Source organism: Phycisphaerales bacterium AB-hyl4 (genome assembly GCA_041821185.1).
GTDB classification, from domain to species: domain Bacteria; phylum Planctomycetota; class Phycisphaerae; order Phycisphaerales; family Phycisphaeraceae; genus Natronomicrosphaera; species Natronomicrosphaera hydrolytica.
This window is the reverse complement of the sequence record JBGUBD010000001.1, coordinates 15,116-30,632: the sequence shown is the minus strand read 5'-3', so window position 1 is coordinate 30,632 and position 15,517 is coordinate 15,116. Positions and strand designations below refer to the sequence as shown.

Annotated in this window: 8 protein-coding genes; all 8 read left to right on the top strand. The window is 62.3% G+C overall.

Annotation, left to right across the window (positions count from 1 at the left end; genetic code table 11):
- Positions 1 to 42 precede the first annotated feature (42 nt).
- Positions 43 to 888 (top strand): type II secretion system protein, encoded by an 846-nt coding sequence (locus tag ACERK3_00110; protein MFA9476684.1) that lies wholly within the window; start codon positions 43 to 45, stop codon positions 886 to 888.
- A 90-nt stretch (positions 889 to 978) separates the two neighbouring features.
- Entirely contained in the window at positions 979 to 2,541 is a 1,563-nt protein-coding gene (locus ACERK3_00105; protein ID MFA9476683.1) for an ADP-ribosylglycohydrolase family protein, read from the top strand.
- On the top strand, positions 2,538 to 5,756 hold the full coding sequence (locus ACERK3_00100; protein ID MFA9476682.1) for a hypothetical protein: 3,219 nt from the start codon (positions 2,538 to 2,540) through the stop codon (positions 5,754 to 5,756). Before ACERK3_00105 ends, ACERK3_00100 begins: the two co-directional genes overlap by 4 nt.
- A gap of 560 nt (positions 5,757 to 6,316) precedes the next feature.
- Entirely contained in the window at positions 6,317 to 8,110 is a 1,794-nt protein-coding gene (locus ACERK3_00095) for a fibronectin type III domain-containing protein (GenBank protein ID MFA9476681.1), read from the top strand.
- Between the two features lie 124 nt (positions 8,111 to 8,234).
- Positions 8,235 to 9,356 (top strand): LacI family DNA-binding transcriptional regulator, encoded by a 1,122-nt coding sequence (locus tag ACERK3_00090; protein MFA9476680.1) that lies wholly within the window; start codon positions 8,235 to 8,237, stop codon positions 9,354 to 9,356.
- 85 nt (positions 9,357 to 9,441) lie between these two features.
- On the top strand, positions 9,442 to 10,890 hold the full coding sequence (locus ACERK3_00085; protein MFA9476679.1) for a PEP-CTERM sorting domain-containing protein: 1,449 nt from the start codon (positions 9,442 to 9,444) through the stop codon (positions 10,888 to 10,890).
- A 166-nt stretch (positions 10,891 to 11,056) separates the two neighbouring features.
- On the top strand, positions 11,057 to 11,839 hold the full coding sequence (locus tag ACERK3_00080) for a DUF1559 domain-containing protein (GenBank protein MFA9476678.1): 783 nt from the start codon (positions 11,057 to 11,059) through the stop codon (positions 11,837 to 11,839).
- 55 nt (positions 11,840 to 11,894) lie between these two features.
- Positions 11,895 to 15,482 carry a hypothetical protein gene (locus ACERK3_00075; protein MFA9476677.1) on the top strand — a complete coding sequence of 1,196 codons (3,588 nt, stop codon included), beginning with the start codon at positions 11,895 to 11,897 and terminating at the stop codon, positions 15,480 to 15,482.
- The last annotated feature ends 35 nt before the right edge of the window (positions 15,483 to 15,517 follow it).

Genomic DNA, 15,517 nt, shown 5'->3' with positions numbered 1-15,517 from the left:
TGTGCACGAGATACAACGGATGACTGAAGAAGTGAGGATACGATGATGAGTTCTTTTCGAAGTGATACAGGTATAGAGCGATCTGGCCGCACCAATCCCCCGGTAAGGTCGACGTTCACCTCGCGGCGTGGTTTTACGCTTATCGAGCTTCTCGTGGTGATTTCCATCATCGCCTTGCTGGTTGCGATTCTCCTGCCGGCACTGAGCGCGGCGCGCGACTCCGCCCGGGCGATTGCCTGCGGATCAAACCAGAGGCAGTTGGGCATCGCCTTTGCGGCGTACGCCGCGGATTCGAGAGGGTCCTTCCCGACGACCGGAAACTATCCGGATAACCTGGGTGGCGTCACGTCGTGGTATCAGCCGGACAATTGGATCAACCTGTTGGCTGTTGGATACATGGACCAACCTCCCACCAACCAGCAGGGAAGCCCGGCAGGGCGGAATCGTCTTGCCGCGCCGAGCGTGTGGCTATGTCCGAACGATCAACGCGAGAGGCATAGCAGTGGCAGGTATCATGGCCCAACTTATGGCGTCAATTCGCTTCTGACCGGTTTCTATGCTGAGCGGCAAAGACACCCTTTTAGGGTTGAAGAAGTGACCGAGCCGACGAAAACGCCGGTGCTCGCGGATATGCTTGCCAACATGAATTTTCACAGTTTCCCCGGTGGATTGCGGGACCTGACTGCCGGCGGCAACGAGCCGCGTTGGCCCCATTATGATGCGGGCGGTGACAACTTTCTCTTTGTGGACGGGCATGTTCAACGTGTGCCGCAACTGGAGCCTGACGGCATGGCTGTCGCTGGAGACCTGGCTGCTGCCGAACAGGTCCGAGAGATATATGCACGCGCGTCGCAGTACTTCACTCAGGACCGTCTTTTCTGGTTCTGATCGTAGCAGCGAGAGGATATGCAGGTATACGCGCGATCGGGCTTGTTGTTTATTAGGCCGTAGGCATTGATACATGGTGAGAAGGATTGCATGATTTCTGACTCCGAATTTCGTCGTCGGGTGATGTCCTGCTGGCTGGGCAAGTCGGTGGGTGGCACGTTGGGGATGCCGTACGAGGGGGTTCGGCATACGCTGGACCTGACGTACTACGACCCGGTGCCGACGGAGATGCTGCCTAACGATGACCTTGATGCGCAGGTGGTCTATGCGTATCTGCTCGACCGCATGGCTGAGCCACGCGTGGATCGGCATGTGCTGACGGAGGCGTGGCAGCACATCGGCATGTCGCCGGATGAATATGGCATCTGCAAACGCAATCTGAAGCTGGGCCTCGTGCCGCCGGCGACCGGCAGCTATGACAATCCGTTTACGCGGGGGATGGGCGCGGCGATTCGGACGGAGTTGTGGGCGTGTCTGGCGCCGGACGACCCCGAACTTGCCGCGGCTTATGCGTATGAAGATGCGTGCATGGATCATGCGGACGAAGGCATCGCGGCGGCGACATTCCTGGCAGCATGGGAGAGTCTTGCGTTTGTCGAACGTGACCGCGAACGGCTGCTTGATCGGGCCATCGCCTTTCTGCCTGATGACACGGAGCTTTACCAGGCGGTCGCCGACACACGGCAATGGTGGGCGGAATCGGGCGACTGGCAGGCGGTGCAGCGACGGCTTGCTGAACGATACTTGAACGACAACTTCACGGATGTGGTGATCAACGTCGCGTACATCGTGCTGGGCTGGGTGGCGGGGGACGGGGCGTTTGGCAAGTCGATCTGTATCGCAGTTAATTGCGGGCAGGACACCGACTGCACGGGCGCGACGCTTGGGGCGTTGCTGGGCATCTGTGATCCCGAGAGCATCGAGGAGCAATGGCTTACGCCGATTGGCCAGGAACTGGTCTTGAGCGAATCGGTCCGAGGCGTGACGCACCCGAAAACGCTTGACGGGTTTACCGACCAGGTGCTGGACCTTCGCAATCGGCTCAAGGGTCGACGGCCGGCGGTGGATGATGCGCCACAGGCAACGGATCACCTGGCGGTGCGGGTGGACATGGGATTTGTGGATGGCGCGGCGTTGCCGACGTTGGAGGCTGGGCCTTGCATGCCTGCAAACGCGGAGGTTGTGTATTTACCGGGGCAGTATGTGCAGTGGCCTTCGGCCGAGTGTAAAGGCGAACAGGTATGGCTGCGTTACTGCGTGACACTTGAGCAGGCGCGAAAGGTGCATGTGTTGTTCAACACGCCCGAGCCGATGCGTGTATGGCTGGATGGTAAGGGACTGCTCGCTGGCGAGGGCGGTGCGTTTGTGCCGGCGATGCACCGTGCGCCCAAGGGCCAGATCGCGACCGTTGAATTGGCCGAGGGGGAGCATGAGATTGTCGCGGTGATGCGTCGGCCAGGCGAGGGCAAGCCGTTGACGTGGTGCGTAGGCTTGGCCGACACGGACGCTGCCCCGGTGGAGCGGGACTGGCTGGTGGGGGTGTTCGAGCGGCAGGGGGCGATCGAGTCTGGGGGGCAGGATCACTCCATGCGTGCGATCTCGTCAGCAGGGAGTTTCGCTTCCATCAGCGCTACCGATCGAGTTGATCGATGATAAGCGAGCAACGCCACTGGCTTGGTGATTTTCGCAATCCGCCGGCGGCGTATCGCCCGGTGCCGTTCTGGAGTTGGAACGAGCAGATGGAGCCGGAGGAGGTTCGCCGACAGGTGGACCTGATGCACGAGGCGGGCTGGGGCGGGGCGTTTGTGCACAGCCGCATCGGGCTGACGACGCCATACATGGGCGAGGCCTGGTTCGCGGCGGTGGATGCGGTGGTGGATCAGTGTCGTCAGCGGGGCATGAAAGTCTGGCTGTACGACGAGGACAAGTGGCCCAGCGGTTACGCCGGCGGCAGTGTGCCGATGGCGGACGAGCGGTTTCGCAGCCACTGCCTGTTTGCTCGGCCGATTGGGCAGACGCCGCCGAAGGGCGCTCACCCGCTCGGCCCGCCACGGGGCGGTGTGCAGGTCTACCAGTTCATTGAGCCGATGGGCAGCGCCTGGTTCAACGGTGTGAGTTATGCCAACACGCTTAGCCGTGAGGCGATGGCGCGGTTCCTCGTCGAGGCTTACAACGCTTACCACGTTCGCTATGCGCAGGACTACGGCGACACCATCGTCGCCCAGTTCACCGACGAGCCTGCGCCGCTGTCACACCACAGTCGGTTGCCCGACGGCCACCTGCCGTTTACGCCGGGCTTGTTCGACCGCTTCTTCGCGATGCACGGCTATGACCCGAGCGATCACCTGCACCTGTTGTTTGTCGATGGCGAAGCGGCGCCACGGTTCCGGTTGCACTATTTCCGCACGATCAACGACTTGTTCGAACGTCACTTCAGCCAGCAGATCGGCCAATGGTGTGAGCAGCACGGCCTCGCCCTGACGGGCCACTTCATGAACGAACATGCGATGTACGACCAGCAGCGCGTCGGCTTCGCGGTCATGCCCAACTATCGCCACCAGGGCATCCCCGGCATCGATCACCTCGGAAGGCAGGTGAGCGAGCGAATCACCGCCAAGCAGTGCCAGAGCGTGGTCAACCAGCAGGGCAAACGGCGGATGCTCAGCGAGCTCTATGGCATGTCGGGCCAGGGGATGACCTTTGCCGACCGCTGGTGGATCGGCTGTCAGCAGATCGCGTTGGGCGTGAACCTGCTCAACCCGCACCTGTCGCTGTACACGCTGGCCGGCTGCCGCAAGCGCGACTATCCGCCGAACCTGTTTTATCAGCAGCCGTGGTGGGAAGTGAATCGAGCGGTGGACGAACCGCTTAGCCGACTGTGCGTGGCGATGAGCCAGGGCCGGTATGTGGCGGAGACGTTGGTGGTTCACCCGCAGCAGTCGACGCAGGCGTTGTGGCAGGGCGAGACGACGCCCGACGATCCGCAGGCCGTGCGCGATGTGGTCTTTCAGCAGACGCCGACGCCGGTGCGTGAGCGGATCGAAGCGTTGGATGCGCAGCTCAAGGCGGTGGTCGACGCGTTGCTGGGGGCGCAGCTTGGTTTCGATCTGGGGGATGAGACGATCCTGGCAGACTCGGCTGCGGTGGAACACCATGAGCAGACGCCGGTGTTGCGCGTGGGCGCGATGCGGTACGCGAGCGTGGTCCTGCCGACGATGGTGACGATGTCGCCGACGACGCTGACGTTGCTCAAGTCATTCGAGCAGGCGGGCGGCCGGGTGCTGCGGTGCGGCGACGCGCCGCGATGGGTTGATGGTGAACCGAGCACGGAACTTGACGCATGGCTGGCGGCCGTGCCGGAGGTGTTGCTGGATCATCTGCCGGCGGCTGTGATCGCACAGGTCGCACCGGCCGTGGCGCTGGAGGACGTGGAGCCGACGGTTCGCGCGGGTGTGCTGGCGCATGTGCGTGAGCTGGAGGATGGCGACAGGCTTGTGATGCTGACGAACCTGCATCGCGTGGAACATGTGGATGGGGCGACATGCCACTTTTCGGGCGACTGGCGCTCGGCTGCGTTGCTGGACCCGATCGATGGCATGCAGCGTGCGGTCGCAACCGAACGCTTCGATGACACGTTGAAGTTGACGCTGGACCTCGCCCCCATGCAGACCCGGCTGCTGCGGCTTTCACCTCAGCCAGCCTCGCCGCATGGCCTGCGACTGACGGCGCCGCCTGTACGCAAGAAGATCGACCTGCCCGGTGAGGCCTGGCAAGTCGATCGGCTTGATGAAAACACGCTGCCGCTGGACACCGCGCGGTGGTGCGCGGGCGACGGCGCGTGGTCGGCGCATGCCGTGCCGGTGCTGGCCATTCAAGAACGGCTGAATGCGTTGAAATACGATGGGCCCGTGTCGCTGCGATACGGTGTCAGCGTCGCCGCGTTGGACGCCGACCAGCCGATGCGACTGATCGTGGAGCATGCGAGCCGTTATGAAATTATCGTCAATGGTCAGACGGTCGAACACGACGGGCGAAGCTGGTGGCGTGACCCGCGCTGGCACGCCATTGACGTGACGGGCTTGCTTGAGCCAGGCGACAATGTGATCGAACTGTGCTGCGCCGCATTTCAGCACGGCGACCCCACAGTGATCGAAGACGCGTTCGCCCGCTATGGCACGGAACTCGAGGCGATTTACCTCGTGGGTGCGTTTGCCGTGGAAGCGGCGTTGCTCACCGCGCCGCCGCGGCCGGTGACATGGCAGCAATGGGGATTGCCTGCCGACGTGCCGGTGCATGTCGCCGCAGCCTCGTCGCTTCGGCTGATCAAACCAACGTCGCTCACGCCCGGCGAGACGGTCACGCAGGGAATGCCGTTCTACGCCGGCCGACTCAGTCTCGCGTTGACGTTGCCACCGGTGGACGCGGACGACGACGAGCGCGTGCTGCTTCAGTTGGAACGTCTGGACGCAGCGGCGGCGGCGGTGCACATTGACGAACGATGTGTCGGGCACGTATTCGCGCCGCCTTATGAATTGGACATCACCGAGGCGATCCGCAGCAAGGGTCGGTCGCTGAGCATCACGCTGTATGGCTCGTTACGCAATCTGCTGGGGCCGCACCATCACCCGGACGGCGAACTCCCCGCGGTCGACCCGAACAGCTTCTCCGCCTATGGCGGGCGCGATGATGTCGATCTTGTGACCGACGTCGCCCGCTGGAGCAATGACGGCAACGCACCCCCGCAATGGCGAGCGGACTTCACCCTGGTCGGCTTCGGCAACATCGGACAAGCCCGCTTGTGCATTGTCGAGGCGAAACGTGTGGCCGAAGAGTCCAAGCAGGCCTCCGCAGCCGTTTCATGCAACTAGAGCAGGTTTAATCCAAATGTAGCGACCGACATATGCTTCATGTTAAGCCCCCGCAGCCACGCGGGGGCGCTTCCGGGGGCCGCCGTAGGCGGCGGGGCTAAACGCGACATTTGAGCTGAACCCGCACTAGCCAATGATGGACCGCGAACGAACGGTTATGCCGCAGACCGCTCGGGTTGAACATCACTCGGCTGCACATTTCTGTCCACCAACGAACCATCGCCCTGACCGTGAGATGGCCCTCGCGCGTGGTTGCCGAAACGGTCATTGACGGAATCTGGCGATCGCACGACGCTCGTCATCCTCGAAGAACATCTGTCGGTTTCGACGACGGCCCCGCGTCCACCGGGAGGGCGGCGGCGAGGTCGAAGGCTGTCGCTGGTCGCTCCGGTGCTGAGGAGATTGCTTGGCGACCGGCCGGCGGGGGGGTTGACGTGCGGCATAAGCAAGGTAATATCGGGGAAATTAACTTAATTAAACGCTCTATTTACGATTTTGCGAGCTTAACCGTTTCTCGGGGCGAGTGCGCCCGTCGCTACTCAGGTGCTTGGAGGCCATTCATGAAAATACGTCTGCCAATGGTTCTGATGGTGATTGTCTGCATGTACGCCAGCGTCGGACCGGTGCGGGCCGACCTGTCGGCGGGCAGTCAGGTGCTCGTCGATTTCGATGCGGTGTGGCAGTTTCACGACGGCGATACCGACCTCGGTGTCGAATGGCGTGAGCTTGACTATGACGACGGCGCATGGCGCGAAGGACCCGCACTACTGGGCTATGCCCCTGAAGGGCGCGGCGAACGATGGCCCGGCCCCGCTTTGCAGACCGAGCTTGAGCCGAATCTCGTCACCTACTATTTCCGCAAGACCTTCACCTTCGAAGGCGATGCCGAGCATGTCCGCGTTCGGCTCGATCAGATCATCGATGATGCCGCCGTCTATTACCTCAACGGTGAAGAGATCGGCCGATCGGCGCTGATGCCTGAAGGCGACGTCGGCCACGGCACCACCGCCACAGATAATACGAATCCCGAAATCGAGCACGACGTTTTCGACATTGATGCGTCGTTGCTACGCGAGGGCCGAAACGTGCTGGCCGTGATGGTGGCCAACAGTTCCGAGCGAAGCTCGGACATTTGTCTCGGCGTTCGCCTGAGTGTGGCCGACGCGGTACAGGCGCCGGTGGCGCTCTATCTCACCTGGCAGCGCGACCCGACCACCACGATGACCATTCACTGGCATACCGACGAGCGTCACGATGACGTCATCATCGAGTATGGCCTGGCACAGGGGGGCGAGCTCTCCCGGGCCGAGGGCGATAGGCGACCCATGACCTACTCCCACCGCCATGTGCAGATGGTGGAACTGACAGGCCTCGAACCCGGCTCGAACTATCGCTTCCGGATCTATCGGCCGGGGGCGGGCAACAGCAGTCGGTTCTATCACTTCCGCACCATGCCCGCGACGGATGATCGCCCGATCCGCTTCGCCGCCGGCGGCGACACCCACCACCGCGACGCTACGTTCGGCCGAACCAACCGCCAGGCCGTCGCCTACGATCTCGATTTCATCGTCTGGGGCGGCGACCTTGCCTACGCCGACGGTCGGGAGGACCGCCTCTACCGCTGGCACTCGTTTTTCGACACGCTCACCGAAACGCTTGTGACCGACGACGGCCGGGTCGTGCCCATCATCGTCGCCATCGGCAATCACGAAGTGCGCGGGCACTACTACCGGGGCGACGACCGTGGTGAGGAGGCGTATGAAGATACCGACGCCTTCCGCGAAAAAATCGCCCCTTACTTCTACAACCTCTTCGCCTTTCCGGGTCACCCTGGCTACGGCGTGCTCGATTTCGGGCAGTACATGAGCATCGTCCTCCTCGACACCGATCACTCGGGTCCCATCGACGGCACGCAAACCGAATGGCTTGAGAAAACGCTCGCCGAGCGTGAGCACGTTCGCCACGTCTTTCCTGTCTACCATGTGCCGGCCTACCCGTCCCACCGCGATTATGACGCCTGGGTGAGTCGACGGGTCCGCCGCCACTGGCTCCCGCTGTTCGAGCAGGCGGGCAACATCCGCGTCGTCTTTGAAAATCACGATCACACCTATAAGCGAACCGTCCCCATCCGCAACGATGAGCCGAACCCCGATGGCATTGTCTATCTCGGCGATGGCGCATGGGGCGTGGGCGTCCGCGAAGTGCATGACGTCGATCAAACCTGGTATCTCGAACGGGCCGCGTCGGTTCGCCATCTGATCTTGGCGACGGTGCAAGGCCAGTTCCAGGATTTCAAGGTCATCACCGAGGACGGCAAACTCATCGACCACTACATCGCTCACCCGCGCGAATGACCGTAGCTTGGAGGGGTCGGCCGGTCGGACAAAAGAGGTGGAATCGGCTGGATTTTCCTTGACGAGTCAGAGGGGTCGGGGTAAATTAATCGCATAATTAGTTTAATTAAGCGAATTATTTATAATGTCTGATGTTTTTCCCCCCAATCCGACGCTCAAAGATGTCGCTCAGCAGGCCGGCTGCTCCGCCGCCGTGGCATCGAAGGTGCTCAACGGCTCACGCGGGAATGTCATGGTCGGCAAGGCCACCGCTGAGCGCGTACGGGCCATTGCCGATCGGCTGGGGTATCGCGCCAATTTCGCGGCTCGCAGCCTGGTCGCCCGCTCCACGCGCACGCTCGGTCTGTACATCTGGCCCGGCCAGCCGTTCGCGAACATGAGCGGTTCGTATGAGTCGGCCATTTTGCGGGGTGTCGACGCCGTGACGCAGCAGGCCGGCTATGACATGCTGCTGCTGAACACCGCCGGGCCCGATCCGCTGGAGCATTGCCTGGCGAAGTGTCGCGAAGGGCGCTTCGACGGTCTGCTGGTCGTGCGTTCACCTGCCGACCCCCAGTGGTTTTCGCAACTGGTTCGCTGCATGCCGCGCGTGGTGGCGTTCGACACGACGGCCGAGGCGCCGGGGCTGGACGTGGCGATGTTCGACCATCGCGCCGCCGCCCGGGCTGCCGTGGAGTATCTTGCTGAGAAGGGGCATCGCCGCATCGGTTTCATCGGTAACACACGCGTGCCGCCGGATGAACTGGCGGTGGGTGACTTCGCCGGCTACGAACGACGCACCGGCTTTCTCGACGCGGTTCAGGCGCTGGGGCTGCCGCACCGTCGCGAGTGGATATTTGATTATCGCTGGCAGCGCGAAGCGGTGGATGCACAGGCGACGGACTACCTTCAGGCGGAAGGTGCTCAGGCGGTGCGGTGGATGGAGTCGCTCGACGAGCCGCCCACGGCCCTGGTTGCCGGCGTGTACCGCTCAGCCTTCGGCGCAGTCCCGCAGTGGCAGCAGATGGGGTTGGCTGTCCCGGGCGACCGCAGCCTCATCGGCCTGGGGGATCGCGATTGGTGCGCCTACTTTTCGCCGTCATTGACCAACGTCGCCAACCCGTTGACCGAGATGGGGCAATGGGCAGCCAGCCGGCTGATCGACCGCTGCGAGCAGCGAGCCGACGATGCCGAGTCGATGCGAAAGTTCTTCAGTCCGCAGGTCGTCGAACGTCAGTCCGCCGGTCCGGTGCCCGAATCCCAATAGCCGTCAGGCGCCTCGCCGTTCGGCAGAAGGTGCGCTGGATTCTTTTCGCTCGTAACTGTTTTGATTCTTAATGGGGATGAATGACATGGCACATCTGTTTCAACGCAAACGAAATCTTCTGCCGCTCGTGTTCGCTCTGATTGCGCCCGCACCGGCGGTGGCTGATGATTACATCTGGACGAGCACCGGCTCGGGAACGTGGAGCGACGACTGGCACATACCCGGCCAGGGCTTCCCCAACGCGAACGACGTCAACGCCATCATCTCGCTTACTGGCTCGGCCAATCTCGACATGGCGGTGGATGGCCACTACACCGTTAACGACTTGACCGTAAACACCGACGCTGGCAATCAGCATGTCCACTTCGTCAACCCCGATGATGGTGATTATTCGCTGACGATCAACGGCACGCTCACCAAATCGGAGAACGGCAACACCCTTTCCTTCCGCGAGATGGATGTGACTGTCGGAACGGTTGACCTCACGCGAGGTCGGATCAGCTTCGGGCGAAACGACGGTGGACGGTTTGTCTATAACCTCACCGTCACCGAAGGCATAAACATGACCAACGAGAATTTCGACGCCGAGCTTCGGCTGAACATTCTCAATGATTATCAACTGGGCCTGCTTACCTTCGGCGGCTCGCACGCCCAGGATATCTACCTCATCAACAACAACTCCAGCAGCAGCGGCCGTGTCCGCACTGCTACTGTCAGCGGTATCTCCCAGGCGGAAGGGGACAACGCCACTATTTATGGGTCGTTGCAGACCTCCGGCCAACTTAACGAAGCCACCCTGCGTATTGAAGCCGAGAACGACTACACCGCCAGCACACGGCTGGTCGACGGTACGGGCGGGCAGCTTTCACTGGTCATGTCCGGCCAGGGCACGCAGACGCTCACCGGCACGAGCAGCTACACCGGCACGACCACCATCTCGGCCGGCACGCTGGTGATCGACGGCGACCACTCCGCCGCGACCGGCGACGTGACGGTTCAGGCCGGCGGCACGCTCGGCGGCTCGGGCACGATCGGCGGCGCGGTGACGGTGGAAGACGGCGGCAATTACAACGCAGGCAACAGCGCCGGCGTGCAGACGTTTACGCAGGGCCTGGCCCTCGACGCCGGCTCGACGTTCACTTGGGAACTCATGGCCGACTCGGCCAGCGATCGCGGCGTGAACTTCGACGGCGTGGACATCGTCGGCGGGTCGCTGGCGATCGTCGCTGGCGCGACTTCGAATCTGGTGTTCAACGCAGACGGCTCGACGGTGGACTTCACCAGCGCGTTCTGGCAGAACGGCCAGAGCTGGCTGGTGGTGGAAGGCGTTAGCCCCGCGATCGTGGATTCGCTGGATGTCTTCGACACGATCAACGTCAGTCAGGACAGCAACGGGCTGGACTTCTCCACCACCGGTGGCTACTTCGTCTGGGAAGTGGAGGGCGACGATCTCTACCTGCACTACATCCCCGAGCCGGGCACGCTTGGCCTGTCGGGGCTGGGTGCGATGTTGCTGCTTCGGCGTATGCGATAATGGTTTGCGTCGCAGTGCCCGCGTTGAGTGGCACGCGGGCATGGCCGACGATCGTGGTGCCTCAGGTCTCGTATGCAACGCTTCGTTCTCTGTTTTCATGGCAGTTTTGGCACAACCTTAAGGAATGCAAGACATGTCTCCGGATAGCAGAACCAAGGGTCACATCATGATCACTCGACAATCCCAACCCGTGATTCACTCGGCGGCGGTGAGGCGTAAAGGGTTCACCCTCATCGAACTATTGGTGGTCATCAGCGTCATCGCTTTACTGATTGCCATTCTGTTGCCTGCCTTGCAATCGGCCCGCGCCACGGCGCGAATGATCGCGTGTGCAAGCAACCAGCGGCAGATCGGTTTGGCGTTTCACATGTATGCGGACGATTTTCAGCGATGGGTGCCTTACTGGAACGGGCTTTCCGGTGACGATGCCGTGGGCGAAGTGTGGGACCTTTCGTTGTCCCCTTATATGAACTACACCCAGGAAATAATCGATGGCGTCCGGATCGGCAGCCACGCCGGCTACTACTGCCCGTCGGGGAAGGTGTTTGAAGACCTTACCCCCAACGAGACGCGCAGCTACGTTATCAATCGCTATGTCAACCTGAACGAACCTTCGTTCCAGACCGAGAACAACCGGATGGACGAGCCTTGGACGGACAACCGGCAGGCGCTGCTGTTCGAGGCGATCGATCGGGGCAGGTCAACCGAGACTGAGCGCGTAGCGATGCGCGTCTATGCCAGCATCACAAACGCCCAGTTGGGCAGAGGCACGACGCACCGTCCGTACCTGGCGTTTCGACACAATGGCAACATGAACTTTCTGCGAAAAGACGGAGCGGTACATCTGACCGGGCCCGGTGTGACGGGATCGGGCGAACTGCCCATCTGGTATTTACGTCGCGACACCTCGACGCCCCGTTTCTGGCAGGACGGCTTGAAGGTCAATTGAATGCCGGGATGACACGTTGTCGTTCCTGCTGTTCGAGAACTCTGGAAACGCTTTCATGTTTCACTATTTCGGCCGGGCCTTCGTCGTAATCGTCTCGCTCACGTTGTTGTCGTACGCAGGCATGACGGCCGACGCGTTTGGAGCGGAGTCCGTATCGGGGCGGAACATGCTGCCCAATGCGAGCTTCGAGTATGCCGACGTGGTGCGTGAGGTGTATCCGACGATCGGCGAGTATCGCCACGACGCGAGCGTGTCGTGGGTGCTCGATGCGGATGAGGCGTGGCATGGTGAGCAGTCGCTGCGGATGGAAGGTCGGCGGCCTTATGTGTGGCAGGTGCTCAACCGCCGCGCATTGGAGAGTGTCTTTTCGGTGCACCTGAAAGGCAGTCGAGCGGGGCAGGAGGTCGAGCTTGGGATTGAGAACGTCCGCGTCGGCAATGAAACGGGCGTGTGGGTGCTCGGTCGTACGACGAAAACAGTGACGTTGGATGAGCAATGGCAGCGTCACGCCGTGGCCAGCGAGGTGACGAGCGAAGAAATAGAGGCCGCGTGGGCGTATACGGGCGAGATGGGGCCGGACCTGTTTCGCGTGTGGGTTCGGCCGAAGTCGGAGGATGCATTGTGGGTGGATGCGGCGCAGCTTGAGCGCGACCGCACGCAGCCGAGTGCGTTCAACCCGGAACGGACGGACAATGCGTTGCATCGCTCGCATGATCACGTTCGTCAGCACACGTTTATCGAGGGGCCGGTCGAGTCGCCGACTGGCGAAGGGGGCGAGTCGCGGCGGGGCGTGGTGGCGATGGTGGTGCGCGAGTCGGCGGGGTTGGCGCGGGTGAACGAGCCGGTGTGGGGCGGCGTGCCGTTTCCGCGCGGCGAGTTGTTTGATGCTCAACTGGTGAAGGTCGTTGACGCAGCGGGGACGCGTGTGCCTGTGCAGACGCGTGTGCTGGACCGCTGGCATCGTGACGGCAGCGTTCGCGCTTTGTTGATCGATTTACAAGCGACGGTCGACGCCGACGACACGCAAACCTATGAGCTTCACTACGGCGAAGCCGGAGGGGCTTCGGATAACCAGCTCGCTCACGACGATGGCGAGGTCATCCGCATCGACACAGATGTGATGAGCCTGGCGGTGCGCAAGGACCGCTTCGACGGTGTGGCCGTGGAACACCGCGACGGCCGCCGACTTACGGGTGACGTGGAATTGTTTGGCAGTGAGGTCGTCGCCCTCGACGGGACGCCTTATCGCTCGGCATGGGGCCCGCCTGCCGAGGTGCGCATCGAGTCTAACGGCCCCAAGCGGGCGGTGATCTACATCCGCGGCGAACACTATCGCCAGGACGGCCAGGCGACGCTGTTGGAGTACGAACTTCGCCTTCACGCCTTCAAAGGCAAAGCGTATGTGGAAATCGAGCACACGTTCGAGAACGCCGAGCCGCAGCTTAGCACGGCCATACGCAGCCACGGTCTGCACCTGCCCGTATTTCACGACGGCGAGGGGCGCGTGCCCGTGCGGTTCGGCTTGTTGAATGGCGAAGTGCTCGAAGCGACGGCGACCGCCGAGGCGCCCGCCGCGCTGACGCAGGTGCGCAATTACTTCGGCGAAGGCGGCGATGTGGTGTTGCTCGATCGTGAGCATGACACCGATCTGCACAAAGGCCAGCGCGCCGCCGGCTGGGTACAGGCCGGCGGCGTGAGCATGGCGGTGGAAGACTTCTGGCAACTGAATCCCAAGGCGATCGAAGTCGCGCCCGGCCGACTGAGCGTCTATCACTGGCCCACACGGCATGTGCGTTACGTCGACCTGCCGTTCGGTATGTCCAACACGATGCGTTTCGTTTACGCGCCGTTCGCCGCGCAGGCCGACCACGGCGAGCGTGACCAGATGCCGGCCGTGCGCCTGACCACCGATGCCGGGGACACGCGGACGACCATGCCGCTGCTGCTTCAGCCTGATGCGCAGTGGATGGCCGACTCCGGCGTGTTTGGCGGGAAATACCTCACGCGCGATGCGGCGATGCATGCGTACCCCGGCTATGAACGCCGACTCGAACAACTGTTCGCTGGCCTGAAACATGACCGTGAAGTTGTTGGTCTTACGGGGATGTGGGACTACGGCGACTTCGGTACGCCTCACGGCTGGATGAACAATGAAACCACCATCGCCCGCAACCTCTGGTGGCAATACCTTCGCACGGGCGACCCTGCGCTCTACCGCCGGGCATGGATCAAGACACGCCATTACCGCGACGTCGACATTCTCTATGCCGCCCCGGGCGTCCGCATGGTGCATCACCACGCCGGCGCGTATCACATCAGCACCATTCACCACACCGGCCACTACTGGATCACCGGCGTCATCTGGCATTACCTGCTCACGGGCGACGAACGCTCGTACCGCGTTGCGATGGAAAGTGGGACCAATCTCATGACGCGTTATCGAGGTGTGCGTGAGTGGCGGGCACTCAGTCGGCCACTCTACCATCTGGCGGAGCTTTACGAGTTGACCGGGCTGCACAGCTTTCGCCACGCATTTGAAACGCTCTACACCTCGGATAGCCCCTGGCCTAGCGATGAGTATGCGGGCGGCAAGCTGGTCATGGCGTTGCACAACTGGTACGAGATGACGGGTGATGAAGCGGTACGGCAGCGACTGGTTGAGCATGCCCGCGAAGTGCTCGCCGATCGTCGGCAGCGCCGCGTCGACGGCTCGCGCAGCAATGCTTACTACCAGGCGATGGCGCACGCCGCCGAAGCAGCCGACGACGCGGAGTTCATCGAAGCGTCGATGGAGCACCTGGTCTGGCAACTCGTCAGCCTGCATGGCTTCGACCACAATGCCGTGCGGATTGCCCCGTTCTTGCGAACGGCTCAACGTTTTGGCGTCAGTGCGGATCCGCTCATGCCCGACTATACGTTCGACCTTGCACCGCTCACTGGTCGACGGGCGGGCTCGTTCCGCCTGCAACAGCCCAACCCCGATGGCGAGCCGATCGAGTTGAAAATCTATTACACGCGCAACTTCCGCATCGAGCGACGCGACGATGACAACGAACGTGGCGACGCCATCGCCTACCGCATCCGCCGACCCGACGGCAGCGAACTGGCCGCCGGCAAACTCACCGGCCGGGACTACGACGCCCTCCGCGTCACCGATGACGGACAGGCGGGCAATTACGATATTACGATCGAGGTCTTCAACGACGCGATGGGTGAGGTTTCGGTCAACATGCCCGGCCTGCGCGTCGCCGCACACCGCTCGTTCGACACGCGCCGGGACCGCGGCGGCTCGGTCGTTCATCAGTACCTGTTACGGGCGCCGCGCGACCGTGATGCGATCGAGATGACGCTCGACTGGCCCGACCGCGAATCGCGTTTCGCCGCATCGGCGGCCGGCGTGTGGCTGGAAGATCTCGACGGCAACGTGATTGCCGCCCAGCGATGGGGCACACCAGTGGGTACGATCTTTGATGCCGAGGGGCAGATCGTTCCAACGACGGTCGACCGGTGGAAATTTCCGATCCCCGAAACGCATCGCGGGCAGTTGCTGCGCCTGACCTATTTCCCGCTTAAGTGGATGCCGTGGCAGGTCCACGGCCTTGACGAACCGTGGCTGGGCCGATCTCGGGAAGCGTTTGAATGACACGTTTGCTATTTGTGTTCACCCTGTGAAAGGAT